This is a genomic window from Klebsiella sp. H-Nf2, assembly GCF_002806645.1.
GTDB classification, from domain to species: Bacteria; Pseudomonadota; Gammaproteobacteria; order Enterobacterales; family Enterobacteriaceae; genus Klebsiella; species Klebsiella variicola.
The window spans coordinates 154,818-181,335 of sequence record NZ_PIBL01000007.1; the positions used below are offsets into that span (position 1 = coordinate 154,818).

Below are 26,518 nucleotides of genomic sequence, written 5' to 3' on the forward strand. Positions count from 1 at the left end.
CTCACACCAAACCGCTCAGGGTCAGCAGCAGGTCAATGGCTTTAATACCGATAAAGGGCACCAGCAGACCGCCGAGGCCGTAGATCCACAGGTTGCGGCGCAGCATCGCCGACGCGGAGAGCGGACGATAGCTCACGCCTTTCAGGGCCAGCGGGATCAGGAAGACGATGATCAGCGCGTTAAAGATGACGGCGCTAAGGATCGCTGACGACGGCGAATGCAGGCCCATCACGTTCAGCATGGCCAGCTGGGGATAGACCGCGGCAAACGCTGCCGGAATAATGGCGAAATATTTCGCCACGTCGTTGGCAATACTGAAGGTGGTCAGCGAGCCGCGCGTCATTAACATCTGTTTGCCGATATGGACCACCTCAATCAGCTTGGTGGGGTTGGAATCCAGGTCGACCATGTTGCCCGCTTCCTTCGCCGCCTGGGTGCCGGAGTTCATGGCCACCGCCACGTCGGCCTGAGCCAGCGCGGGCGCATCGTTGGTGCCGTCGCCGGTCATCGCCACCAGCCGACCTTCCGACTGGTACTGGCGGATCAAGGCCAGCTTGGCTTCCGGCGTCGCTTCGGCGAGGAAATCATCGACCCCGGCCTCGGCGGCGATCGCCGCGGCGGTCAGGCGGTTATCGCCGGTGATCATCACCGTTTTAATGCCCATTTTGCGCAGCTGGGCGAAACGTTCTTTGATGCCGCCTTTGACGATATCTTTGAGCGAAATAATCCCCAGCACCTTTTCCCCTTCGGCGACCACCAGCGGCGTGGCCCCCTGGCGGGCGACCTCTTCGACCTGCTTATCGACATCGGCAGGGAAGTGGCCTCCATTGGCCTCCACGTGGCGGCGAATGGCGTCCACCGACCCTTTGCGGATCATGCGTTGATCGATATTGATGCCGCTCATCCGCGTTTGCGCGGTAAAGGGGACAAAGGTGGCGTGCAGCGACTGCAGATCGCGTTCGCGCAGGTTAAAGCGCTGTTTCGCCAGCACCACGATGCTGCGTCCCTCAGGGGTTTCATCCGCCAGCGAGGAGAGCTGGGCGGCGTCGGCGAGGGTTCGCTCTTCCACGCCGCGCGCCGGCAGGAAGGCAGAGGCCTGGCGGTTGCCGAGGGTAATGGTCCCGGTTTTATCCAGCAGCAGGACATCGACGTCGCCAGCGGCTTCCACCGCGCGGCCGCTGGTGGCAATCACGTTGGCGCCGAGCATACGGCTCATCCCGGCGACGCCGATGGCCGACAGCAGCCCGCCGATGGTGGTCGGGATCAGGCACACCAGCAGGGCGACCAGCACGGTAACGCTGACCGCATTGCCGCTCCACGCCGAGAACGGCCAGATGGTGGCGGTGGCAAGCAGGAACACCAGCGTCAGGGCGATCAGCAGGATCGTCAGGGCGATCTCGTTCGGCGTTTTACGGCGCTGGGCGCCTTCCACCATGGCGATCATCCGGTCGAGGAAGGTTTCTCCCGGGTTCACGCTGCAGCGGATCACCAGCCAGTCGGAGAGAATGCGCGTCCCGCCGGTCACCGAGGCAAAATCGCCACCGGATTCACGGATCACCGGGGCAGACTCGCCGGTAATGGCGCTTTCGTCCACCGAGGCGCCGCCTTCGATGACTTCACCGTCGCAGGGGATAATATCCCCGGCTTCCACCAGCACCACGTCGCCCTTGCGCAGGTCTTCCGCCGGCACGTGGTCGACCGTCGCGTCATGCTGCGGGGCGCGCAGTTTGCGGGCGAAGGCCGTTTTTTTCACCCCTTTCAGGCTGTTGGCCTGGGCTTTGCTACGGCCTTCCGCCATCGCTTCGGCAAAGTTGGCGAACAGCACGGTAAACCACAGCCAGATACTAACGGCGGCGGTAAAGGTGGCGCTACCGGTCAGGGCGCCGCCAGCCATCGCGATCGCCAGCAAGGTAGTTAACAGACTGCCCACCCAGACGATAAACATCACCGGATTGCGCCATTGCACCATCGGGCTGAGTTTTTTCACGGCATCCAGCAGCGCCTGGCGCACCAGCGTCGGCTCCAGCAGGGCTAATTGTTTGCGACTCATAACAGGGTGCTCCGCATCGCTCAAAGTAAGGTAAAGTGTTCAGCCAGCGGGCCAAGCGCCAGCGCAGGAATAAAGGTCAGGGCGCCCACCAGCAGCACGGTACCGATCAGCAGACCGATAAACAGGGCGTCGTGGGTGGCCAGGGTACCGGGACTGGCTGGTTGAATTTTCTTCACCACCAGCGAGCCGGCGATAGCCATCACCGGAATGATGACGGCGAAGCGGCCGACCAGCATGCAGAACGCCAACAGCAGGTTCCAGAACGGCGTCGCCGCACCCAGACCAGCGAAGGCGCTGCCGTTGTTATTGGCTGCCGAGGTGACGGCGTACAGCACCTCGCTAAAGCCGTGTGGTCCGGGGTTGAACATCCCGGCGCGGCCAGCTTCGGTCATCATCGCCAGTGCCGTGCCAAGCAGTACCAGCGTCGGGGTGACCAGAATGGCCAGGGCGATCATTTTCATTTCCCGGACATCGATTTTCTTCCCGAGGTACTCCGGGGTGCGGCCGACCATCAGTCCGGCGATAAACACCGCCAGCATGACGAACAGCAGCATGCCGTACAGGCCCGAGCCGACGCCGCCGAACACGACTTCGCCAATCTGCATCAGCCACATCGGCACCATGCCGCCCAGCGCGGTGAAGGAGTCATGCATGGCGTTGACCGCGCCGCAGGAGGCCGCAGTGGTGATCACCGCAAACAGGCTACTGGCGAGAATACCGAAGCGGCTCTCTTTACCTTCCATATTCAGGCTGCTGTCGGCGCCCAGCGTCAGCAGGTGGGGGTTACCGCGAGTTTCCGCCCACATCACCACGGCGACGCAGAGGATAAAGATCAGCGTCATTGCCCACAGGATGGCGCGCCCCTGGCGGCGATCGCTCACCACCTCGCCGAAGGCGAAGCACAGCGCCGCCGGGATAAGGAAGATCGCCAGCATCTGCACGAGATTGGTCAGCGCGGTCGGGTTTTCAAACGGGTGAGCGGAGTTGGCGTTAAAGAAACCGCCGCCGTTGGTGCCCAGCAGCTTAATCGCTTCCTGCGAGGCGACAGGCCCCATCGGCAGCAGCTGGTGCGCCCCTTCGAGGGTGGTAAAGGGCTGGTAGGCCAGCAGATTCTGCGGTACCCCTTGCTGAATAAAGAACAGGGCGACCAGCAGGGAGAGCGGTAGCAGCAGCCACAGGGTAATGCGTGTCAGGTCGACCCAGGCATTGCCAAGGGTGGACATTTTCTGCCGGGCAAAGGCACGGGTCAGGGCGAAGACCACGGCGATCCCGGTGGCGGCAGAGAGGAAATTCTGTACCGTCAGGCCGACCATCTGGCTGAGATAGCTCATGGTGCTTTCGCCGGCGTAAGCCTGCCAGTTGGTATTACTGACAAAGCTGATCGCCGTGTTGAGCGCCAGATCCCACGACAGCCCCGGCAGGTGCTGCGGGTTAAACGGCAGCACGCCCTGGAGCATCAGCAGGGCAAACAGCGCCAGGCCGCCGAGCGCGTTAAACAGCAGGATTGCCAGCAAATACTGCAGCCAGCCCATCTCCTCGGCGCGGATCCCGGCCACGCGCCACAGGACGCGCTCGACCCCGGCCAGGCCGGGAAGCGGGATATCGTTCACCATCCTCGCCAGACACGTCCCCAGCGGGCGCGCCAGCACCAGCAGCACCAGCAGGTAGCTGGCTAATAATAAAAATCCCTGGGCAGCCATCAGAATGCCTCCGCGTGTATCAAGGCATAAACCAGATAAGCCAGTAACAGGAACACCAGCCCAACGCCAGTGAGTACGCCTGCAGTCACAATCCACCTCCGGGTGTCTTTTTGATTTACCAGGAGAATAGGAATTACGGCGCAAAGATTTTGCAAAAATCGGCGGGCACGGTGTAAAAAAAGTATAAAAATGGCAAAGGCACAATTTAACTGATGATTAGTATTAATTTAACTTTTTCGTAACTAATTTACGTGGTGAATGTAAATTAAGTATAAATACGTGCTTTTTAGTGGTCGGATGAGTAGTAAAATTACAACCAGAGCGGTATTATTTTGCTCAGACAAACATGGTTATTTTTACCGGCGCTGCTTGCCGGCCTGACAAAGGGGAGAGAAATGATGGCGTTGTACAAAGCTTATCCTGCTCATATTATTTTGCTGCGTCGTGCTTTCGCCGTCGTGGCTGGCGTCGCGGCGCTGCCGGTGATGCTGTTCTGGAAAGATCGCGCCCGCTTCTACAGCTGGCTGCACCGGGTGTGGTCGAAAACCAGCGAGCAGCCGGTGTGGATGGCGCAGGCGGAAAAAGCCGCTCACGATTTCTATTAATCCGCCCTGCTGCGACGCAGAACAATAACCGCCGGTTGCCCCCGGCGGTTTTTTTTCGTCGCTTGTCTACACTCGTTTTCATGCGCCGCAGTGGAATTGGCAGGTGCTTATTTTGCCGGAGCGCGCTATTTTTTCCGGCTTATATCATGAGATGAGTTTTGCTGACGGATATCGAGGAGTTATATGGCCACCCATCTGGTCTGGTTACGCACGGATTTACGCATTCACGATAACCTGGCGCTGGCTGCCGCCTGCCGCGATCCGCAGGCGCAGGTGCTGGCGCTGTATATCGCCACTCCGGGGCAGTGGCGTGAGCATCACCTGGCGCCGCGGCAGGCCTCGTTTATCGCCAGCCATTTGCACAGTCTGCACGCCGCGCTGGCGGAACGGGGCATACCGCTGTGGGTCGAAGAGGCGGACGATTTTACCGCCAGCGTCGAACGGCTGGCCCATTTCTGCCAGCAGCACCAGGTCAGTCACCTGTTCTACAACTATCAGTACGAATTCAATGAACGTCAGCGCGATGCCGCCGTTGAGAACACCTTGCGCGATGTCATTTGCCAGGGCTTTGACGACAGCGTCCTGTTGCCGCCCGGCAGCGTCATGACCGGCGGCGGAGAAATGTATAAAGTTTTCACGCCGTTTAAGAATGCGTTTATTCGCCGTCTGCGGGACGGGCTGCCGGCGTGCGTGGCGGCCCCGAAGCCGCGACAGGCACCTGCCCGCCAGGCGCCGCCGCTGCCTGAGCTCAACTATCCGCAAACGCCGTTCGATGGGCTACTGTTTGCCGCGGATGAAAAAACGGCGCTGGCGCGGCTGCGCGCGTTTTGTCAGCAACCGGCGGCGGAGTATGAGGAACAGCGTGACTTCCCCGCCGTGGAAGGGACCAGCCGCCTGTCGCCCTGCCTGGCTATCGGGGTACTGTCGCCGCGCCAGTGCCTGCATCGTCTGCTGACGGAACACCCCGCCGCGCTGGACGGCGGGGCAGGCGCCACCTGGCTTAATGAGCTGATCTGGCGCGAGTTTTACCGCCATCTGATGGTCTACTATCCGAAACTCTGTAAAGGACGCCCGTTTATCGCCTGGACCGATAAGGTCGCCTGGCGCAAAGATGATGCCGCCCTGCAGGCGTGGCAGCGTGGGGAGACCGGCTTTCCGATAGTCGATGCCGCGATGCGCCAGCTTAACGCCACCGGCTGGATGCATAACCGGTTGCGCATGATTGTCGCCAGCTTCCTGACGAAAGATCTGCGCCTCGACTGGCGGGCAGGGGAGCGTTACTTCATGAGTCAGCTGATTGATGGCGACCTGGCGGCGAACAACGGCGGCTGGCAGTGGGCGGCCTCGACGGGCACCGACGCCGCGCCCTACTTCCGCATATTTAATCCCACCACCCAGGGCGAGAAGTTTGATAAGCAGGGGGTGTTTATGCGTCGCTGGCTTCCTGAGCTGGCAAAGGTGCCGGAGAAGGCGCTGCATCAGCCGTGGGCGTGGGCGGATAAACAGGGGATCAAACTGGATTATCCGCGCCCGATAGTCGATCACAAACAGGCGCGGCAGGAGACGCTGGCGGCCTGGGAGGCCGCCAGAAAAGGAATTACTCCACCGCCAGACGGCGGGTCCTGACCTTCAGCGAGTGATACAGCCAGATGACCAGCACCACGCCGACACAGGCCAGCGCGCCCCAGGTGATCTGGCTGAAGACCTTGATGTAGGCGTCAATGGAGTAGTTCACTGCCCCGGCGGCGTCGAAGGACGCCTGCGAGGTCTGGTCGGCGATGACGCCGGCCAGATAGTTGGCGATGGCCCCGGAGAGCAGCATATAGATACCGGTCAGCACCCCGGTGACCCCCGGGATCTCAATGCGGGTGATTTGCGACATGGCGACCGGGTCGATAAACAGTTCGGCAAAACCCATCACCGCCAGCCCCAGCACCATCAGCGGCATGGACGACTGGCCATAGGCCGCGGACCAGCGGGCGCTGAGGGTCAGGATGCAGAACCCGGCGCTCATCAGGCCCAGACCGAGGGCAAATTTCCCCCAGATGCGCACGGTGCGATTGCCACCGACGCTCTCTTTCACCAGCCACGCCAGCACCATCCCGCAGAGCATCACCGCGAAGGCGTTGACCGACTGGAACATGGCGGTAGGGACTTCGTAGCTCATGATATGGCGATTAACGAAGCGGTCAATATACAGGCTGATGGAGCTCCCGCCTTGCTGGGCGAAGGCCCAGAACAGTAGGCTAAACGCGGTGAGGACGACGATCAGGCGCAGATCCTTACGCTGTTTATCGGTTTCAGCGCGCAGGTAGATCCGCGCCAGCACCGCCAGGCCGATAACGGTGGCCACGATCAGGGCATACACCGACCACTCCTGCCAGAACAGCACGGCGATCAGCAGCGGGGCGGTAACCAGCAGCACCAGCAGCCAGCCCCAGTTCGGCAGCAGGAAGCGGCGCGCGCACAGCGCCTGGCGGTTGACGCCGGCGGTATGCTGGAAGTGACGGTTGCCGCAGAGGAAAATCACCAGTCCCGCCACCATGCCGATGGCCGCCAGGGCAAAGCCCATCGCCCAGCTATACTCCTCCTGTACGTAGCCGCAGGCGATAGGCGCGATAATCGAGCCGATATTGCCCGCGGCATACATCAGCGAGAAACCGCCATCGCGACGCGGATCGGCGGGTTCGTAGAGTTCTCCCAGCAGACAGCTGACGTTGGATTTAAACAACCCGTAGCCGCAGACGATGATCGCCAGCGACAGGTAGAGGAAGACCGGAGCGGTTTCGCTGGCCCCGAGCACCAGGTGACCCATCGCCATCAGCAGCGCGCCGAGCATGACCGCCATCCGGTTGCCCAGCAGCTTATCGGCCAGATAGCCGCCGAGGATCGGCGTCACATAAACCAGCGAACAGTAGGCGCTGAACAGCGCGTAGGCGTGGTTATCGTCATATTTGAGCTGATTGGTGAGATAGAGGATCAGCAGGGCGCGCATGCCGTAGAAGCTAAAATACTCCCAGATTTGCAGCGCCACGACGTAGTAAATCGCCCGCGGCTGCGATGATGATGTCTTCATGTGAAGTGTGTTTCCTGACGTAAAGCGAAAGTCGATCGTTCTGCATGAATAGCGCTTAATTAGTCATATTCATGGCTTGAGGGGCTTTCTGGTTATTTAATATGCTTTATTAGTGCATAAATATACACGAATGCGCGACGGGGTGGGTAGACAAAATGCGGGATCCGGTAAAAAGTCATGGTCGGTGCCGGTAGTGGACTATCGACGGCCCGAATGGATCTGGTTATGTTATGCCTTTGTATACCCTGATTATCTGCTGGAGTGGCGATGAAAAATAGCGAACTGGAACAACTGATAAACGACAAGCTCAATAGTGCGGCCATCAGTGATTTCGCCCCTAACGGTCTGCAGGTGGAAGGTCGTGACACGGTGCACACGATCGTCACCGGGGTGACGGCCAGCCAGGCGCTGCTGGATGAAGCCGTTCGGCTGCAGGCGGATGCGGTGATCGTCCATCATGGCTATTTCTGGAAAAACGAGTCGCCAGTGATCCGTGGCATGAAGCGCCGCCGCCTGAAAACGCTGCTGGCCAACGATATCAATCTCTACGGCTGGCACCTGCCGCTGGATGCCCATCCGGAGCTGGGCAACAACGCGCAGCTGGCGCATCTGCTGGGGATTAACGTGCTGGGTGAAATCGAACCGCTGGTGCCGTGGGGCGAACTGTCGATGCCGGTTTCCGGCCTCGAACTGGCCTCCTGGATCGAAGCGCGGTTGGGGCGCAAGCCGCTGTGGTGCGGCGATACCGGGCCGGACACCGTCAGCCGCATCGCCTGGTGTACTGGCGGCGGCCAGGGCTTTATTGACGCCGCGGCGCGCTTTGGGGTGGACGCGTTTATCACCGGCGAGGTGTCGGAACAAACCATTCACTCTGCCCGCGAACAGGGGCTGCATTTTTATGCCGCTGGCCACCACGCCACCGAGCGCGGCGGCATTCGCGCCCTCAGCGAATGGCTGACGGAAACGACCGACCTGGATGTCACCTTTATTGATATTCCTAACCCAGCCTGACGGGAGAGAGAAAAGTGCAGCGAGCGCGTTGTTATCTGTTAGGAGAAACGGCCGTCGTGCTGGAGCTGGAGCCGCCGGTCACGCTCGAGAGCCAGCAACGGATCTGGGGATTGGCCCAGCGTCTGTCTCACCATGAGGAGGTGGTTGACGCCATTCCCGGTATGAACAATATCACCGTAGTGCTCCGCCGCCCGCAGGAGATGGCGTGGGAGGCGATAGACCGTCTACAGCGCTGGTGGGAGGAGAGTCTTGCGCTGGCGCCGGAGTCGAGGTCATTGACCATCCCGGTGGTGTACGGCGGCGAGGCCGGGCCGGATCTCGGGGTGGTGGCGCAGCACAGCGGCCTGAGTGAAAAACAGGTTGTGGAGCTGCATGCCTCGGTGGAATACCTGGTCTGGTTTATTGGTTTTCAGCCGGGATTCCCCTACCTGGGCGGGCTGCCGCCGGCGCTGGCGACCCCGCGTCGCGCCGAACCGCGCGTGCGGGTCCCGGCCGGTTCGGTGGGCATCGGCGGCGCGCAAACCGGTATCTATCCACTGGCGACGCCCGGCGGCTGGCAGCTGCTGGGGCGGACCGCGTTGACGCTGTTTGACCCGGCGCGTAAGGAGCCTGCGCTGCTGCGCGTGGGGGATAAAATTCGCTTTGTGCCGCAAAAGGAGGGGGTATGTTGACCCTGATCCGCGCCGGTCTGTACACCTCGGTACAGGACGGTGGACGAGAAGGCCTGCGCCAGTCTGGCATCAGTCGCTGCGGCGCCCTGGATTATCCGGCGCTGGTGATTGCCAATCTGCTGGTTGGCAACGAGGCGAACGCTGCCGGGCTGGAGATAACCCTCGGCCAGGTGGAGATTGAATTTGCCCGCAGCGGCTGGTTCGCGCTGACCGGCGCCGCCTGCGAAGCGACGCTGGACGGCAAAGCGGTCTGGGTGGGCTGGCGCACCGCTTACCGGGCCGGGCAGCGGCTGGTGCTGAAAACGCCGCAGCATGGCATCCGCAGCTATCTGGCGGTGGCGGGCGGGATTGCGGTCCCGGTGGTGCTTGGCTCGCGCAGCACGGATCTTAAGGCGGGGATTGGCGGTCTGGAAGGACGCCGCCTGCAGGATGGCGACCAGCTGAAGCTCGGGAAAGCCGCCCGGCGCTTTACCACCTCGCGCGGCGTCAAGCAGCTGCCGCTGGACAATCGCATTCGCGCGCTGCCGGGCCCGGAATATCACGAGTTTGATGCGGCCTCGCAGGCCTCGTTCTGGCGCTCTCCCTGGCAGCTCAGCCCGCAGAGCAACCGCATGGGTTACCGCCTGCAGGGGCAGCCGCTGAAACGGACTACCGATCGCGAAATGCTGTCGCACGGTCTGCTGCCTGGCGTGGTGCAGGTGCCGCACAACGGCCAGCCCATCGTGCTGATGAACGATGCGCAAACCACCGGCGGTTATCCGCGCATCGCCTGCATTATTGAGGCTGATATGTACCAGCTGGCGCAGATCCCGCTGGGGCAGCCGATCCACTTCGTCGCCTGCTCGCTGGAGGAGGCGCTGAAGGCGCGGGCCGATCGTCAGCGTTATCTTGAACAACTGGCCTGGAGACTCCACGATGATGATTGATCTCAATGCCGATCTCGGGGAAGGGGGCGCGAACGATAGCGCGCTGCTCCAGCTGGTGTCCTCGGCGAATATCGCCTGTGGTTTTCACGCCGGCGATGCCCGGCTGATGGTGCAGAGCGTGCGCGAGGCGCTGAAGTACGGCGTGGCGGTGGGCGCCCATCCGGGGTATCCCGACCGGGAAAATTTTGGTCGTACGGCGATGGATCTGCCGCCGGAAACGGTCTATGCCCAGACGCTGTATCAGATTGGCGCCCTGGCGGCGATCGTTCAGGCGCAGGGCGGCGAGCTGCAGCATGTGAAGCCGCACGGCATGCTTTATAACCAGGCGGCCAAATCGCCGCCACTGGCGGATGCCATCGCCCGCGCGGTCCGTGATGTTAACCCGAAGCTGGTGCTGGTGGGGCTGGCGGGCAGCGAACTGATCCGTGCCGGGCAGCACTATGGCCTGACGACGCGCCAGGAGGTGTTTGCCGACCGCGGCTACCTGGCCGACGGTAGCCTGGTGCCGCGTAGCCAGCCCGGCGCGCTGATCGACAGCGAAGAGCAGGCCCTGGCGCAAACCCTCGAGATGGTGCAACACCACCGGGTGCGCAGCATCAGCGGCGAGTGGGCCAACGTGGTGGCGCAGACGGTGTGTCTGCACGGCGATGGCCCGCACGCGCTGGATTTTGCCCGCCGTCTGCGGGCGGCGTTTGCCGGGCGCCATATTCTGGTCAGCGCGCAACTGGACGCTGAAGCGTGACAACCTGAATGACCGGGAAGGAGAGGATGATGGCAGGCGTGTTGTTAACCGGTTTTGAACCCTTTGATGGCGAGACGGTTAACCCTTCATGGGAAGTGGTGAGGCAGCTGAACGGGACGATGATTGCCGGGCAGCAGGTGATCGCCCGTCAGCTCCCCTGTGTGTTTGGCGAGGCGCTGTCGGTGCTCTACGCGGCGATAGAAGACCTGCAGCCGAGGCTGGTCATTGCCGTGGGGCAGGCTGGTGGTCGCGTCGATATCAGCGTTGAACGTGTGGCTATCAACGTCGATGATGCGCGCATTCCCGATAACAACGGCCAGCAGCCTGTCGACACGCCGATCGTCGACGGGGGGCCGGCGGCGTGGTTCAGCACCTTACCGATCAAAGCGATCGTCAGCGCGTTGCGCAATCGCGGGATCCCGGCTTCGGTCTCCCAAACCGCCGGCACCTTCGTCTGCAATCACGTGATGTATGGTTTGCTACATAAGCTGCAGGAGCAGGCTGGCGTCAGGGGCGGCTTTATCCATATTCCATGGCTACCGGCGCAGGCGGCGGCCCATCCCGGCGAGCCGAGTATGGCGACCGCCACCGTGCGGGAGGCGCTGGAAACGACCATTGCCGTGGCGCTGCGCCAGTCGGTGGATAGTAAACTGGGCGGCGGCGCCACCCATTAACAGAAGGATGACAGTATGCCGGAAGGTCCGGAGATCCGCCGCGCGGCGGATAAACTGGAGGCGGCAATCAAAGGCGAACCTTTAACCGACGTCTGGTTTGCCTTTCCCCAGTTGCAACCCTACCAAACCCCGCTGATGGGTCAGCGGGTTACCCATATTGACACCCGGGGGAAAGCCCTGCTGACCCGCTTCTCCGGCGGGTTGACTCTGTACAGCCATAATCAGTTGTACGGTGTCTGGCGCGTGGTCGATGCCGGGGAACAGCCCGCCTCTAACCGGGTGCTGCGCGTCAGGCTGCAGACCGCCCGCAAGGCGATTCTGCTCTACAGCGCGTCGGACATTGAAATGCTCACGGCGGAGCAGGTTGCCCATCACCCGTTTTTACTGCGCGTGGGGCCAGATGTGCTGGATATGACGTTAACCGCGGAGGAGGTGAAAGCGCGGCTGCTGTCGGCCAAATTCCGCCATCGTCAGTTTTCCGGCCTGCTGCTGGATCAGGCCTTTCTGGCCGGGCTCGGTAACTATCTGCGGGTGGAGATCCTCTGGCAGGTGGGATTAAGCGGAAAGCGTAAAGCCGCTGAACTGAGCGATAGTCAGCTGGATGCGCTGGCGCACGCGCTGCTGGATATCCCGCGGCTTTCTTATCGAACCCGCGGCCAGGCGGATGACAACAGGCATCACGGCGCGCTGTTTCGCTTTAAGGTCTTCCATCGTGACGGGGAAAGGTGCGAGCGCTGCGGGGGGGTGATTGAGAAGACGACACTCTCCTCACGGCCGTTTTACTGGTGTCCCGGATGCCAGCATTAAGCCGGCTGTCAGGTAGATAAAAAAACGCGCCAGTTGGCGCGTTTATTGTTATCCGGTACGACAAGATTACCGCTTAATGTCAGACTGGTAATCGCGTTTGGTGTAGCCGGTGTACAACTGACGCGGACGGGCGATCTTCATGCCATCGTTGTGCATTTCGTTCCAGTGCGCAATCCAGCCCACGGTACGCGCCATGGCGAAGATAACGGTAAACATGGAGGACGGAATACCCATCGCTTTCAGGATGATACCGGAGTAGAAGTCGACGTTCGGGTAAAGTTTCTTCTCGATGAAGTACGGGTCGTTCAGCGCGATATGCTCCAGCTCCATGGCCACCTGCAGCAGGTCGTCTTTAGTGCCCAGCTCTTTCAGCACTTCATGGCAGGTTTCACGCATCACAGTGGCGCGCGGGTCGTAGTTCTTGTAAACACGATGGCCGAAGCCCATCAGGCGGAAAGAGTCATTTTTGTCTTTCGCACGACGGACAAATTCCGGAATGTGTTCAACGGAGCTGATCTCTTCCAGCATTTTCAGCGCCGCTTCGTTGGCGCCGCCGTGTGCCGGTCCCCACAGGGAGGCGATACCGGCTGCGATACAGGCGAACGGGTTAGCGCCGGAGGAGCCGGCGGTACGTACCGTCGAGGTCGACGCGTTCTGCTCGTGATCGGCGTGCAGGATCAGAATACGATCCATCGCGCGCTCAAGCACCGGATTGACTTCATACTCTTCGCACGGTGTGGCGAACATCATGCGCAGGAAGTTGCCGGCGTAGGAGAGGTCGTTGCGCGGATAAACAAACGGCTGGCCGATAGAATACTTGTAACACATGGCTGCCATGGTTGGCATTTTGGACAGCAGACGGTAGGCGGCAATCTCGCGGTGACGCGGGTTATTCACGTCGAGGGAGTCATGATAGAACGCCGCCAGGGCGCCAGTGATCCCGCACATCACCGCCATCGGGTGGGAATCGCGACGGAACGCATGGAACAGACGGGTGATCTGCTCATGAATCATGGTGTGGCGGGTGACGGTGGTTTTGAATTCGTCATATTCGGCCTGAGTCGGTTTTTCACCGTACAGCAGAATATAACAAACTTCGAGATAGTTAGATTCGGTCGCTAACTGGTCGATCGGGAAGCCGCGGTGCAGCAGGATCCCCTCGTCACCATCGATAAACGTAATTTTAGATTCACAAGAAGCGGTGGATGTGAAACCTGGGTCAAAAGTAAATACGCCTTTTGAACCAAGACTACGAATATCAATAACATCCTGACCGAGCGTGCCTTTTAGCACATCCAGTTCAATAGCAGTGTCACCACCCAGGGTGATTTTTGCTTTAGCATCAGACATTTATGGTCTCCTTAGCGCCTTTATTGCTTAAGACTGCCGGGTGGTGGATTTGCTTTCGGCCCGCGCCTGCATACGTTACCAGTTTGTTATGTTGCACACAGCTCTGCGTCAGCGAAAAGGGCAGGGTACAGAGCAACGGCGCTTGATGGTACGTCCTTCAGGGCTGCGGTGAAACAACAGCAAATCAGCGTTTTAGCAGTCCGAATATTAAAACCTATATACCACTAATAACTGTCCTGATTACATCGGTCAATACTGACACACTGTTACATAACTTATTCTCAGGTGAAAGAGTGACCCCATAACTTTTGAGCATTATTGCATTTAACTGGTAATGGTTGTAACAAGAATGTTTAATATTTGTCAAATCAGGTGATTAAAAATTAAAAAAATGTTGTTATCGTGACCTTGATCACTGTTCCGGAGAAAACCCAACAAACTATATGTAGGTTAATTGTAATGATTTTGTGAACGGCCTATACTGCGGCCAGGTCTCCGGAACACCCTGCAATCCCGAGCCACCCAGCGTTGTTTAGTGATGTTTTAATGCCTGAAAAGACGTTTTAACATGACTTCTGGTTATAGAAAGGACGCTGTCTGACCCGCAAGCAGACCGGAGGAAGGAAACAATAAGAACAGCATGTGGGCGTTATTCATGGTAAGAAATGTGAAAAAACAAAGACCTGTCAATCTGGATCTACAAACGATACGGTTCCCAATCACGGCGATAGCGTCCATTCTCCATCGCGTTTCCGGTGTCATCACCTTCGTGGCGGTCGGAATTCTGCTTTGGTTGCTGGGCACCAGCCTTTCCTCCCCAGAAGGTTTTCTGACGGCGGCCTCAATCATGGATAGCTTCTTTGTGAAGTTCATCATGTGGGGCATTCTGACCGCGCTGGCCTACCACGTGGTTGTCGGTATCCGCCATCTGCTGATGGACTTTGGCTACCTGGACGAAACCCTCGAAGCAGGGAAACGTTCCGCCAAAATCTCTTTTGTTATTACTGTCGTGCTTTCACTTCTCGCAGGAGTCCTCGTATGGTAAGCAACGCCTCAGCACTGGGACGCAACGGCGTACATGACTTTATTCTGGTCCGTGCTACCGCCATCGTTCTGACCCTCTACATCATCTACATGGTTGGCTTCTTTGCCACCACCGGTGAAATCTCATGGGAAGTGTGGACCGGATTCTTTGCCTCCGGTTTCACTAAAGTCTTCACTCTGCTGGCTCTCGTCTCCATTCTCATCCATGCCTGGATCGGGATGTGGCAGGTGTTAACGGACTACGTTAAACCACTGGCCCTGCGCCTGGTTCTGCAACTGGCTATCGTTGTGGCGCTGGTGGCTTACGTTCTTTATGGATTTGTTGTGGTGTGGGGTGTGTAATGAAATTGCCAGTCAGAGAGTTTGATGCTGTTGTTATCGGTGCCGGCGGCGCAGGCATGCGCGCGGCGCTACAAATTTCCCAGAGCGGACAGACCTGTGCACTGCTCTCCAAAGTGTTCCCTACCCGTTCCCATACCGTTTCCGCGCAGGGTGGTATCACCGTCGCGCTCGGTAACTCCCATGAAGATAACTGGGAATGGCATATGTACGACACCGTAAAAGGGTCGGACTATATTGGCGACCAGGACGCCATCGAATATATGTGTAAGACCGGCCCGGAAGCGATTCTTGAGCTGGAACATATGGGCCTGCCGTTCTCCCGTCTTGATGACGGCCGTATTTATCAGCGCCCGTTCGGCGGCCAGTCGAAAAACTTCGGCGGCGAGCAGGCGGCACGCACCGCGGCGGCGGCTGACCGTACCGGCCACGCGCTGTTGCACACCCTGTATCAGCAGAACCTGAAAAACCACACCACTATCTTCTCCGAATGGTATGCCCTCGATCTGGTGAAAAACCAGGACGGCGCGGTGGTCGGTTGTACCGCCCTGTGCATCGAGACCGGCGAAGTGGTCTACTTTAAAGCCCGCGCCACCGTGCTGGCGACCGGCGGCGCAGGCCGTATCTATCAGTCCACCACCAACGCCCACATCAACACCGGTGACGGCGTCGGGATGGCCATCCGCGCAGGCGTTCCTGTGCAGGATATGGAAATGTGGCAGTTCCACCCGACCGGTATCGCCGGGGCAGGGGTGCTGGTCACCGAAGGTTGCCGCGGCGAAGGCGGTTACCTGCTGAACAAACACGGCGAGCGCTTTATGGAGCGTTATGCGCCGAACGCGAAAGACCTGGCGGGTCGTGACGTGGTGGCGCGTTCCATCATGATCGAAATCCGTGAAGGTCGCGGCTGCGATGGTCCGTGGGGCCCGCATGCGAAACTGAAACTGGATCACCTGGGCAAAGAGGTTCTGGAATCTCGTCTGCCAGGTATCCTTGAGCTGTCCCGTACCTTTGCTCACGTTGACCCGGTTAAAGAGCCGATCCCGGTTATCCCAACCTGCCACTACATGATGGGCGGTATTCCGACCAAAGTCACCGGCCAGGCGCTGACCGTGAATGAGAAGGGCGAAGACGTGGTGATCCCGGGTCTGTTCGCGGTAGGCGAAATTGCCTGTGTATCGGTACACGGCGCCAACCGTCTGGGCGGCAACTCACTGCTGGACCTGGTGGTCTTCGGCCGCGCGGCGGGCCTGCATCTGCAGGAGTCCATCGCCGAGCAGGGCGCCCTGCGCGCAGCCAGCGAATCCGATGTCGAAGCCTCTCTGGACCGTCTCAACCGCTGGAACAACACCCGCTCCGGCGAAGACCCGGTTGCTATCCGCAAAGCGTTGCAGGAATGTATGCAACATAACTTCTCGGTATTCCGTGAAGGCGATGCGATGCACAAGGGCCTGGAGCAGCTGAAAGTGATCCGCGAGCGTCTGAAAAATGCGCGCCTGGACGATACTTCCAGCGAGTTCAACACCCAGCGCGTCGAGTGCCTGGAGCTGGATAACCTGATGGAAACCGCCTATTCAACGGCCGTATCCGCCAACTTCCGTACCGAAAGCCGTGGCGCCCACAGCCGCTTCGACTTCCCGGATCGTGATGATGAAAACTGGCTGTGCCATTCCCTGTATCTGCCAGAGTCGGAATCCATGACGCGTCGTAGCGTCAACATGGAACCGAAACTGCGTCCGGCATTCCCGCCGAAGATTCGTACTTACTAATGCGGAGACAGGAAAATGAAACTCGAGTTTTCAATTTATCGCTATAACCCGGATGTTGACGACGCTCCGCACATGCAGGATTACACCCTCGAAGCGGAAGAAGGTCGCGACATGATGCTGCTGGATGCGCTGATCCAGCTGAAAGAAAAAGATCCGTCGCTGTCGTTCCGCCGCTCCTGCCGTGAAGGGGTTTGCGGTTCCGATGGCCTGAACATGAACGGGAAAAACGGTCTGGCGTGCATCACGCCGATCTCCGCGCTGAATCAGCCGGGCAAGAAGATTGTTATCCGTCCACTGCCAGGATTACCGGTTATCCGTGATTTGGTGGTAGACATGGGGCAATTCTATGCACAATATGAGAAGATTAAGCCTTACTTGTTGAATAATGGGCAAAATCCTCCGGCTCGCGAGCATCTGCAGATGCCTGAGCAGCGTGAGAAACTCGATGGTCTGTACGAGTGTATTCTGTGCGCATGTTGTTCAACCTCCTGCCCGTCGTTCTGGTGGAACCCGGACAAGTTCATCGGCCCGGCAGGCCTGTTGGCCGCGTATCGCTTCCTGATCGACAGTCGCGATACTGAAACCAGCGAGCGCCTGGACGGCCTGAGCGATGCTTTCAGCGTATTCCGCTGTCACAGCATTATGAACTGCGTCAGTGTGTGTCCTAAAGGGCTTAACCCGACGCGCGCCATCGGCCATATTAAGTCGATGCTGCTGCAGCGCAGCGCGTAAGCAACACGGTCTGTCCCGGATGGCGCTTGCGCTTATCCGGGCTACCAAAGCAGTAGCCCCGGCAAGCGTAAGCGCTGCCGGGGGACAGATAGCAGGAAATCTTTAAAAACCGCCAAATATGTACCAGTAATCGAGGCGTTCAGTGCGAGGTAAGGCGGCAACTGAGCGCATCCCCGGGAGCATAGTGAACTATGTGACCGGGGTAAGCGAAGGCAGCCAACGCAACCGCAGCCTGAACGCTGAAGATTAATGGCAGTTTTTAAAGGTTCCTTAGCGGATAGAAACCACAACTCGTCCGCAAAAAGTGAACCCCGGCACGTGCACTCGGTGTGCGTGGTAGTTTCTACGGCGAAATAAGCATAAAAATGCTTAAGGGATCACGATGCAGAACGGCGCAATGAAAGCCTGGCTGGACTCTTCTTTCCTCTCTGGTTCGAACCAGAGCTGGATAGAACAGCTCTATGAAGACTTCTTAACCGATCCTGACTCTGTTGACGCCAACTGGCGTTCGATGTTCCAGCAGTTACCTGGCACCGGAGTTAAACCGGATCAATTCCATTCCAAAACACGTGATTATTTCCGTCGACTGGCGAAGGATGCCTCACGTTACACTTCTTCGATTTCCGACCCTGACACCAATGTGAAGCAGGTTAAAGTCCTGCAGCTCATCAACGCATACCGTTTCCGTGGCCACCAGCATGCGAATCTCGATCCGCTGGGGTTGTGGAAGCAAGAGAGAGTGGCGGATCTTGATCCGGCCTACCACGATCTGACCGAGGCCGATTTCCAGGATAGCTATAACGTAGGTTCATTTGCCATCGGTAAAGACACGATGAAGCTGGGCGAGCTGATTGCCGCCCTCAAGCAAACCTACTGCGGCTCCATCGGCGCGGAATACATGCATATCACCTCTACTGAGGAAAAACGCTGGATCCAGCAGCGTATTGAGTCGGTAGCGGGTAAAGCGAGCTTCACCGCGGCAGAGAAAAAACGCTTCCTCAGTGAACTGACCGCTGCAGAAGGGCTGGAACGCTACCTCGGCGCCAAATTCCCGGGGGCGAAACGCTTCTCGCTGGAAGGCGGTGATGCCCTGATCCCAATGCTCAAAGAGATGATCCGCCATGCAGGCAAAAGCGGCACCCGCGAAGTGGTGCTGGGCATGGCGCACCGCGGCCGTCTGAACGTGCTGGTCAACGTGCTGGGTAAAAAACCGCAGGACCTGTTCGACGAGTTCGCGGGCAAACATAAAGAACATCTCGGCACCGGCGATGTGAAGTACCACATGGGCTTCTCTTCCGATATGGAAACCGAAGGCGGTCTGGTTCACCTGGCGCTGGCGTTTAACCCGTCGCACCTGGAGATCGTCAGCCCGGTGGTTATCGGTTCCGTACGCGCCCGTCTGGATCGTCTGGACGAGCCAAGCAGCAACAAAGTTCTGCCTATTACTATTCACGGCGACGCCGCCGTTACCGGCCAGGGCGTGGTTCAGGAAACCCTGAACATGTCGAAAGCCCGCGGTTACGAAGTCGGCGGTACCGTGCGCATCGTTATCAACAACCAGGTTGGCTTTACCACCTCCAACCCGCTGGATGCGCGTTCTACGCCATACTGTACCGATATCGGTAAGATGGTTCAGGCGCCGATTTTCCACGTTAACGCGGATGACCCGGAAGCCGTTGCTTTCGTTACCCGTCTTGCGCTGGATTTCCGTAATACCTTCAAACGCGATGTCTTCATCGATCTGGTGTGCTACCGCCGTCACGGCCACAACGAAGCCGACGAACCAAGCGCTACCCAGCCGCTGATGTACCAGAAAATCAAAAAGCATCCGACCCCGCGCAAAATCTATGCTGACAAGCTGGAGCAGGACAAAGTCGCGACGCTGGAAGACGCGACCGAGCAGGTTAACCTTTACCGCGATGCGCTGGATGCCGGCGAGTGCGTGGTGGAGGAGTGGCGTCCGATGAATATGCACTCCTTTACCTGGTCTCCCTACCTTAACCACGAGTGGGATGAGAGCTATCCGGATAAAGTGGAGCCAAAACGTCTGCAAGAGCTGGCCAAACGCATCAGTACGGTGCCGGAAGGTATCGAAATGCAGTCTCGTGTGGCGAAAATCTACGGCGATCGCCAGCTGATGGCCGCCGGTGAGAAGATGTTCGATTGGGGCGGTGCCGAAAACCTGGCTTACGCCACTCTGGTTGACGAAGGCATTCCGGTGCGTCTGTCCGGTGAAGACTCCGGTCGCGGCACCTTCTTCCACCGTCATGCGGTTATTCATAACCAGAGCAACGGTTCTACCTATACCCCGCTGCAGCATGTGCACAACGGCCAGGGCCAGTTCCGCGTCTGGGACTCGGTGCTGTCTGAAGAAGCCGTCCTGGCGTTCGAGTACGGTTACGCCACCGCAGAGCCGCGTACGCTGACCATCTGGGAAGCGCAGTTCGGCGACTTCGCCAACGGCGCGCAGGTGGTCATTGATCAGTTCATCTCCTCTGGCGAACAGAAATGGGGCCGGATGTGCGGTCTGGTGATGCTGCTGCCGCACGGCTACGAAGGGCAGGGTCCGGAGCACTCCTCCGCGCGTCTGGAACGTTATCTGCAGCTGTGCGCTGAGCAGAACATGCAGGTTTGCGTCCCGTCCACCCCGGCACAGGTTTACCATATGCTACGTCGTCAGGCGCTGCGCGGTATGCGCCGTCCGCTGGTGGTGATGTCGCCGAAGTCTCTGCTGCGCCACCCGCTGGCGGTCTCCAGCATGGACGAACTGGCGAACGGCACCTTTATGCCGGCCATCGGCGAAATCGACGATCTCGATCCGCAAGCCGTGAAGCGCGTCGTACTGTGCTCTGGTAAGGTTTACTATGACCTGCTGGAACAGCGTCGCAAAAACGAGCAAAAAGATGTCGCCATCGTGCGTATCGAACAGCTCTACCCGTTCCCGCATCAGGCGGTGCAGGAAGCGCTGAAAGCTTACTCGCACGTACACGATTTTGTCTGGTGCCAGGAAGAGCCGCTCAACCAGGGCGCATGGTACTGCAGCCAGCACCACCTTCGTGAAGTAGTTCCATTTGGGGCCTCTCTGCGTTATGCAGGCCGCCCGGCCTCCGCCTCTCCGGCGGTAGGGTACATGTCCGTTCACCAGAAACAGCAACAAGATCTGGTCAATGACGCGCTGAACGTCGATTAATTAAAGGATACACAATGAGTAGCGTAGATATTCTGGTTCCCGACCTGCCTGAGTCCGTAGCTGACGCAACCGTCGCCACCTGGCATAAAAAACCGGGCGACGCGGTCGTCCGTGACGAAGTTCTGGTCGAAATCGAAACTGACAAAGTGGTACTGGAAGTACCGGCATCAGCGGACGGCATTCTGGATGCAGTGCTGGAAGATGAGGGCGCTACCGTCCTGTCTCGCCAGATCCTTGGCCGCCTGCGTGAAGGCAACAGCGCAGGTAAAGAAACCAGCGAAAAAGCGGATGCGAAAGCGTCCACCCCGGCGCAGCGCCAGCAAGCCTCTCTGGAAGAGCAGAACAATGACGCGCTCAGCCCGGCGATCCGTCGCCTGCTGGCGGAACACAACCTCGATGCCGCTGCCATCAAAGGCACCGGCGTGGGTGGCCGTCTGACTCGTGAAGACGTCGAGAAGCATCTGGCGAAAGCCCCGGCGGCGGCTGAAGCCAAAGCGCCAGCGGCTACCGCGGCGGCAGCACCAGCGCCGCAGCTGGGTCACCGTTCAGAAAAACGCGTCCCGATGACCCGTCTGCGTAAACGCGTGGCCGAGCGTCTGCTGGAAGCGAAAAATTCCACCGCCATGCTGACGACCTTTAACGAAGTCAACATGAAGCCGATTATGGATCTGCGTAAGCAGTACGGCGATGCCTTCGAAAAACGTCACGGTATCCGTCTGGGCTTCATGTCCTTCTACGTGAAAGCGGTTGTTGAAGCGCTGAAACGCTACCCGGAAGTGAACGCTTCCATCGACGGCGACGACGTGGTTTACCACAACTACTTCGACGTCAGCATGGCAGTATCAACTCCGCGCGGCCTGGTAACCCCGGTTCTGCGTGACGTTGACCTGCTGGGCATGGCGGACATCGAAAAGAATATCAAAGAGCTGGCAGTGAAAGGCCGTGACGGCAAGCTGACCGTAGATGACCTGACCGGCGGTAACTTCACCATTACCAACGGCGGCGTCTTCGGTTCCCTGATGTCCACGCCGATCATCAACCCACCGCAGAGCGCCATTCTGGGTATGCATGCCATTAAAGACCGTCCGATGGCGGTGAATGGCAAGGTAGAGATCCTGCCGATGATGTACCTGGCGCTCTCCTACGACCACCGTCTGATCGATGGGCGTGAATCGGTTGGCTTCCTGGTGGCGATTAAAGAGCTGCTGGAAGATCCGACTCGTCTGCTGCTGGACGTGTAGTCAGTAAGAGTATGACTTACCGTAGGCCGGATAAGGCATTTATGCCGCCATCCGGCGTTGATGAGATGCCTGATGGCGACGCTAGCGCGTCTTATCAGGCCTACAGGTTTAAAGATAATTACACCCTGAAGGATGGACTGAACACATGAACTTACATGAATATCAGGCAAAACAACTTTTTGCCCGCTATGGCTTACCGGCGCCGGTGGGTTATGCCTGTACTACTCCGCGTGAAGCAGAAGAAGCCGCTTCAAAAATCGGTGCGGGTCCGTGGGTAGTGAAATGTCAGGTTCACGCTGGTGGCCGCGGTAAAGCGGGCGGTGTGAAAGTAGTTAAGAGCAAAGAAGAGATCCGCGCATTTGCTGAGCACTGGCTGGGCAAACGCCTGGTGACCTACCAAACAGATGCCAACGGCCAGCCGGTCAACCAGATTCTGGTGGAAGCAGCGACCGATATCGATAAAGAGCTGTATCTGGGCGCGGTCGTTGATCGTAGCTCCCGTCGCGTGGTGTTCATGGCGTCTACCGAAGGCGGTGTGGAAATCGAAAAAGTCGCGGAAGAAACCCCGCACCTGATCCATAAGATCGCTATCGATCCGCTGGCGGGCCCGATGCCTTACCAGGGGCGCGAACTGGCGTTCAAACTGGGTCTGGAAGGTAAACAGGTTCAGCAGTTCACCAAGATTTTCATGGGGCTGGCGACCATTTTCCTTGAGCGCGACCTGGCGCTGATCGAAATCAACCCGCTGGTTATCACTAAGCAGGGCGACCTGATCTGCCTCGACGGCAAACTGGGCGCTGACGGCAACGCACTGTTCCGCCAGCCGGATCTGCGCGAAATGCGCGACCAGTCTCAGGAAGACCCGCGTGAAGCGCAGGCGGCGCAGTGGGAACTGAACTATGTGGCACTGGATGGCAACATCGGCTGCATGGTTAACGGCGCAGGCCTGGCGATGGGCACCATGGACATCGTTAAGCTGCACGGCGGCGAACCGGCTAACTTCCTCGACGTAGGTGGCGGCGCGACCAAAGAGCGCGTGACCGAAGCGTTCAAAATCATCCTTTCTGATGACAATGTGAAAGCGGTGCTGGTTAACATCTTCGGCGGCATCGTACGTTGCGACCTGATCGCTGACGGCATCATCGGTGCGGTAGCGGAAGTTGGGGTTAACGTTCCGGTCGTCGTACGTCTGGAAGGTAACAACGCCGAACTGGGCGCGAAAAAACTGGCTGACAGCGGCCTGAATATTATTGCAGCGAAAAGTCTGACGGACGCAGCACAGCAGGTTGTTGCCGCAGTGGAGGGGAAATAATGTCAGTTTTAATTAATAAAGATACCAAGGTTATCTGCCAGGGCTTCACCGGTAGCCAGGGGACCTTCCACTCTGAACAAGCGATCGCTTACGGTACGCAAATGGTTGGCGGCGTAACGCCAGGCAAAGGCGGCACCACCCACCTGGGCCTGCCGGTATTTAACACCGTGCGCGAAGCTGTTGAAGCGACCGGCGCGACCGCGACCGTTATCTACGTTCCGGCACCGTTCTGCAAAGACTCCATTCTGGAAGCGATTGATGCGGGCATTAAGCTGATTATCACCATCACCGAAGGTATCCCGACGCTGGATATGCTGACCGTGAAAGTGAAGCTGGACGAAGCGGGCGTACGCATGATTGGCCCGAACTGCCCAGGCGTTATCACCCCGGGCGAGTGCAAAATCGGCATCATGCCTGGCCACATTCACAAGCCGGGTAAAGTGGGCATCGTTTCCCGTTCCGGTACCCTGACTTATGAAGCGGTTAAGCAGACGACCGACTATGGTTTCGGCCAGTCTACCTGCGTCGGTATCGGCGGCGACCCGATCCCGGGCTCCAACTTCATCGATATCCTGAAGCTGTTCCAGGAAGATCCGCAGACCGAAGCGATCGTGATGATCGGTGAGATCGGCGGCAGCGCGGAAGAAGAAGCGGCAGCCTACATCAAAGAGCACGTGACCAAGCCGGTTGTCGGCTACATCGCGGGCGTGACCGCGCCGAAAGGCAAGCGTATGGGCCACGCTGGCGCCATCATCGCTGGCGGTAAAGGCACTGCTGATGAGAAATTTGCCGCTCTGGAAGCCGCCGGTGTGAAAACCGTTCGCAGCCTCGCTGATATCGGCGAAGCGCTGAAAGCTATCATCAAGTAAACCCTCTCTGCTTCTCCGCAAGCAGAAATCTGTCCGATTTCGACATGGTTGGCCACCGTCAGGTGGCCTTTTTTATGGGCGTTATCCATCTCGCCAGAACATCCGCTGAACCGGCGGAATGCCTGCTCCGCGAAAAACCTTACCTATCATATTGATTTTATGAATTATTTCATGAATATTATCTCGGCAGTGTTGTCACTGAAGAAAATAATTCCGCAGTGGCTGACAGGCAAGGGTTTGAGACAGAGAAAAAAACATCAGGAGAGGGCGTAAGAAAACAGGAAAAATACTGTGAGCAGTCTAGCATTATTTAGATCGGCTCATTTTTTTTCATTTTTTTCCTCGGCGTTAAATAATATTACCTATGATTCTCATATCTCTCTTTTCAGTAACCAAGCAAGCCATACTTTAAACACAGCATTAACATTAAATTCACCAATATTCTTTATTGAGCTACATAATTAACACGTAGAGTAAAAATTGATTTATATCAATGCTTAATGCTTGGAAAAATCCTTCAAAAAACGTTAAATTGTTGCAAGTCAAATTGGCCTAAACCGGCCATCTTCGCTATATATTGATCACCGTCGAAAAATGTAAAACTGGAACAATAAAAACATATTTATTGTAAGGTTATTGCGGCGTAATATATTGGGGAATCAATTGGGTTTTCGTTAACGTATTTGTAACCTTATCGTGGCGTGGCTTCACTTTCAGTTGAAACGTGCTGCGGACGGGCAACAAATAACATTTGTATTGGGGCATGCGTATGAACCAGAGCTTCTCGGTTCATTTTCGGAGTCTTCATGCGATGAGCAAGGAGTCATGATGTTAGATATAGTCGAACTGTCGCGCTTACAGTTTGCCTTGACCGCGATGTACCACTTCCTTTTTGTGCCGCTAACGCTCGGTATGGCGTTCCTGCTGGCCATCATGGAAACGGTTTACGTCCTTTCCGGCAAACAGATTTATAAAGATATGACCAAGTTCTGGGGCAAGTTGTTTGGTATCAACTTTGCGCTGGGTGTGGCGACCGGTCTGACCATGGAGTTCCAGTTCGGGACTAACTGGTCGTATTACTCACACTACGTGGGCGATATCTTCGGTGCGCCGCTGGCCATTGAAGGTCTGATGGCCTTCTTCCTCGAATCCACCTTTGTAGGTCTGTTCTTCTTCGGTTGGGATCGTCTGGGTAAAGTTCAGCACATGGCGGTCACCTGGCTGGTCGCGCTGGGCTCCAACCTCTCCGCGCTGTGGATCCTTGTCGCCAACGGCTGGATGCAGAACCCTATCGCATCGGACTTCAACTTCGAAACCATGCGTATGGAGATGGTCAGCTTCTCTGAACTGGTGCTCAACCCGGTCGCCCAGGTGAAGTTCGTGCACACCGTGGCGTCTGGTTATGTCACCGGCGCGATGTTCATCCTGGCCATCAGCTCCTGGTATATGCTGAAAGGCCGCGACTTTGCCTTTGCTAAGCGCTCCTTTGCCATCGCCGCCAGCTTCGGTATGGCAGCGATCCTCTCCGTTATTGTGCTGGGTGACGAATCCGGTTACGAAATGGGTGACGTGCAGAAAACCAAACTGGCGGCTATCGAAGCAGAGTGGGAAACCCAGCCTGCACCGGCGGCCTTTACCCTGTTTGGTATTCCCGATCAGAATGCGCAGACCAACCACTTCGCGATCCAAATCCCTTACGCGCTGGGCATCATCGCCACCCGCTCGGTGGATAAGCCGGTTATCGGCCTGAAGGATCTGATGGTTCAGCATGAAGAGCGTATCCGTAACGGGATGAAAGCGTACGCGCTGCTGGAGCAGCTGCGCGCCGGTTCGACCGACCAGGCCATTCGCGACCAGTTCAACAGCGTGAAGAAAGACCTCGGCTATGGCCTGCTACTGAAGCGCTATACTCCGAACGTTGCTGACGCCACGGAAGAGCAGATCGCCAAAGCGACCAAAGACTCGATTCCAAGTGTCGCCCCGCTGTACTTCGCCTTCCGTATCATGGTGGCGTGCGGCATCCTGATGCTGTTGATTATCGGCGCCTCCTTCTGGAGCGTGATTCGTAACCGCATTGGCGAGAAAAAATGGCTGCTGCGCGCCGCGTTCTTTGGTCTGCCGCTGCCGTGGATTGCCGTGGAGTCAGGCTGGTTTGTTGCCGAATATGGCCGTCAGCCGTGGGCGATTGGTGAGGTCCTGCCGACGGCGGTGGCCAACTCGTCGCTGACCGCGGGCGATCTGATCTTCTCAATGTTGCTGATCTGCGGCCTGTACACGCTGTTCCTGGTGGCTGAACTGTTCCTGATGTTCAAGTTTGCCCGCAAAGGACCTAGCAGCCTGAAAACCGGCCGCTATCACTTTGAACAGTCCTCTGCGGCTATTCAGTCGGCACGCTAAGACAGGAGTCGTC

Annotated in this window: 22 protein-coding genes; 17 read left to right on the top strand and 5 right to left on the bottom strand. The window is 58.0% G+C overall.

All coding sequences use genetic code 11. The features are described from left to right. Nucleotide 1 precedes the first annotated feature (1 nt). From kdpB to kdpF, 3 genes are read right to left on the bottom strand one after another with little or no spacing between them, the layout of a single operon-like run. Nucleotides 2-2,050: a potassium-transporting ATPase subunit KdpB gene (gene kdpB, locus CWM58_RS17925; RefSeq protein WP_008805672.1), complete on the bottom strand. Its 2,049-nt coding sequence runs from the start codon at nt 2,048-2,050 to the stop codon at nt 2-4. A gap of 20 nt (nt 2,051-2,070) precedes the next feature. Next, nucleotides 2,071-3,750 (bottom strand): potassium-transporting ATPase subunit KdpA, encoded by a 1,680-nt coding sequence (gene kdpA / locus CWM58_RS17930; RefSeq protein ID WP_074386519.1) that lies wholly within the window; start codon nt 3,748-3,750, stop codon nt 2,071-2,073. Further along, nucleotides 3,750-3,839, bottom strand: a complete 90-nt coding sequence (gene kdpF, locus CWM58_RS17935) for a K(+)-transporting ATPase subunit F (protein ID WP_020323459.1) — start codon at nt 3,837-3,839, stop codon at nt 3,750-3,752. Before kdpF ends, kdpA begins: the two co-directional genes overlap by 1 nt. 306 nt (nt 3,840-4,145) lie before the next feature. Here kdpF and CWM58_RS17940 point away from each other — a divergent pair, with 306 nt between their 5' ends. Further along, nucleotides 4,146-4,355, top strand: a complete 210-nt coding sequence (locus tag CWM58_RS17940; protein WP_162677839.1) for a DUF2517 family protein — start codon at nt 4,146-4,148, stop codon at nt 4,353-4,355. A gap of 183 nt (nt 4,356-4,538) precedes the next feature. Then, nucleotides 4,539-5,981, top strand: coding sequence for a deoxyribodipyrimidine photo-lyase (gene phrB, locus CWM58_RS17945; protein ID WP_100681473.1), 1,443 nt, complete (start codon nt 4,539-4,541; stop codon nt 5,979-5,981). On the opposite strand, the gene CWM58_RS17950 is transcribed toward phrB, so the two are convergent. Then, nucleotides 5,953-7,431, bottom strand: a complete 1,479-nt coding sequence (locus CWM58_RS17950; protein ID WP_100681474.1) for an MFS transporter — start codon at nt 7,429-7,431, stop codon at nt 5,953-5,955. The two genes, phrB and CWM58_RS17950, sit on opposite strands and share 29 nt — an antisense overlap. Nucleotides 7,432-7,698: 267 nt before the next feature. Here CWM58_RS17950 and CWM58_RS17955 point away from each other — a divergent pair, with 267 nt between their 5' ends. From CWM58_RS17955 to nei, 6 genes are read left to right on the top strand one after another with little or no spacing between them, the layout of a single operon-like run. Beyond that, nucleotides 7,699-8,442: a type 2 GTP cyclohydrolase I gene (locus tag CWM58_RS17955; RefSeq protein WP_100681475.1), complete on the top strand. Its 744-nt coding sequence runs from the start codon at nt 7,699-7,701 to the stop codon at nt 8,440-8,442. Nucleotides 8,443-8,456: 14 nt separating this feature from the next. Then, nucleotides 8,457-9,113, top strand: a complete 657-nt coding sequence (pxpB, locus tag CWM58_RS17960) for a 5-oxoprolinase subunit PxpB (protein ID WP_061155320.1) — start codon at nt 8,457-8,459, stop codon at nt 9,111-9,113. Continuing rightward, entirely contained in the window at nt 9,107-10,039 is a 933-nt protein-coding gene (gene pxpC / locus CWM58_RS17965) for a 5-oxoprolinase subunit PxpC (protein WP_061155319.1), read from the top strand. The genes pxpB and pxpC overlap by 7 nt, the downstream gene beginning before the upstream one ends. Further along, nucleotides 10,029-10,781 carry a 5-oxoprolinase subunit PxpA gene (gene pxpA, locus CWM58_RS17970; RefSeq protein ID WP_100681476.1) on the top strand — a complete coding sequence of 251 codons (753 nt, stop codon included), beginning with the start codon at nt 10,029-10,031 and terminating at the stop codon, nt 10,779-10,781. Before pxpC ends, pxpA begins: the two co-directional genes overlap by 11 nt. 29 nt (nt 10,782-10,810) lie before the next feature. Next, the gene (pcp, locus tag CWM58_RS17975) at nt 10,811-11,455 is read left to right on the top strand and encodes a pyroglutamyl-peptidase I (RefSeq protein WP_100681477.1); all 645 of its coding nucleotides are present in this window, start codon (nt 10,811-10,813) and stop codon (nt 11,453-11,455) included. Nucleotides 11,456-11,470: 15 nt separating this feature from the next. Then, a complete protein-coding gene (gene nei, locus CWM58_RS17980; RefSeq protein WP_061155316.1) occupies nt 11,471-12,262 on the top strand; it encodes an endonuclease VIII in 792 nt (263 codons plus the stop codon). Between the two features lie 66 nt (nt 12,263-12,328). Here the strand turns inward: nei and gltA are convergent, their stop codons facing one another. Further along, nucleotides 12,329-13,612 carry a citrate synthase gene (gene gltA, locus CWM58_RS17985; RefSeq protein WP_061155315.1) on the bottom strand — a complete coding sequence of 428 codons (1,284 nt, stop codon included), beginning with the start codon at nt 13,610-13,612 and terminating at the stop codon, nt 12,329-12,331. A 640-nt stretch (nt 13,613-14,252) separates the two neighbouring features. Here gltA and sdhC point away from each other — a divergent pair. From sdhC to cydA, 9 genes are all read left to right on the top strand, one after another. Next, a complete protein-coding gene (gene sdhC / locus CWM58_RS18000; protein WP_061155314.1) occupies nt 14,253-14,657 on the top strand; it encodes a succinate dehydrogenase cytochrome b556 subunit in 405 nt (134 codons plus the stop codon). Next, a complete protein-coding gene (gene sdhD / locus CWM58_RS18005; RefSeq protein WP_002894949.1) occupies nt 14,651-14,998 on the top strand; it encodes a succinate dehydrogenase membrane anchor subunit in 348 nt (115 codons plus the stop codon). The genes sdhC and sdhD overlap by 7 nt, the downstream gene beginning before the upstream one ends. Beyond that, the gene (gene sdhA / locus CWM58_RS18010) at nt 14,998-16,764 is read left to right on the top strand and encodes a succinate dehydrogenase flavoprotein subunit (RefSeq protein WP_061155313.1); all 1,767 of its coding nucleotides are present in this window, start codon (nt 14,998-15,000) and stop codon (nt 16,762-16,764) included. The genes sdhD and sdhA overlap by 1 nt, the downstream gene beginning before the upstream one ends. A gap of 15 nt (nt 16,765-16,779) precedes the next feature. Further along, complete coding sequence (sdhB, locus tag CWM58_RS18015) at nt 16,780-17,496, top strand: succinate dehydrogenase iron-sulfur subunit SdhB (protein WP_002894954.1); 717 nt, start codon at nt 16,780-16,782, stop codon at nt 17,494-17,496. A 382-nt stretch (nt 17,497-17,878) separates the two neighbouring features. After that, nucleotides 17,879-20,686 (top strand): 2-oxoglutarate dehydrogenase E1 component, encoded by a 2,808-nt coding sequence (sucA, locus tag CWM58_RS18020; RefSeq protein WP_061155312.1) that lies wholly within the window; start codon nt 17,879-17,881, stop codon nt 20,684-20,686. 14 nt (nt 20,687-20,700) lie between these two features. Further along, the gene (gene odhB / locus CWM58_RS18025) at nt 20,701-21,927 is read left to right on the top strand and encodes a 2-oxoglutarate dehydrogenase complex dihydrolipoyllysine-residue succinyltransferase (RefSeq protein ID WP_061155311.1); all 1,227 of its coding nucleotides are present in this window, start codon (nt 20,701-20,703) and stop codon (nt 21,925-21,927) included. Nucleotides 21,928-22,072: 145 nt separating this feature from the next. Then, on the top strand, nt 22,073-23,239 hold the full coding sequence (gene sucC, locus CWM58_RS18030; RefSeq protein WP_002895039.1) for an ADP-forming succinate--CoA ligase subunit beta: 1,167 nt from the start codon (nt 22,073-22,075) through the stop codon (nt 23,237-23,239). Further along, nucleotides 23,239-24,108, top strand: a complete 870-nt coding sequence (sucD, locus tag CWM58_RS18035) for a succinate--CoA ligase subunit alpha (RefSeq protein WP_004885990.1) — start codon at nt 23,239-23,241, stop codon at nt 24,106-24,108. Before sucC ends, sucD begins: the two co-directional genes overlap by 1 nt. An 828-nt stretch (nt 24,109-24,936) precedes the next feature. Beyond that, nucleotides 24,937-26,505 carry a cytochrome ubiquinol oxidase subunit I gene (gene cydA, locus CWM58_RS18040; RefSeq protein ID WP_061155310.1) on the top strand — a complete coding sequence of 523 codons (1,569 nt, stop codon included), beginning with the start codon at nt 24,937-24,939 and terminating at the stop codon, nt 26,503-26,505. Nucleotides 26,506-26,518: the final 13 nt, after the last annotated feature.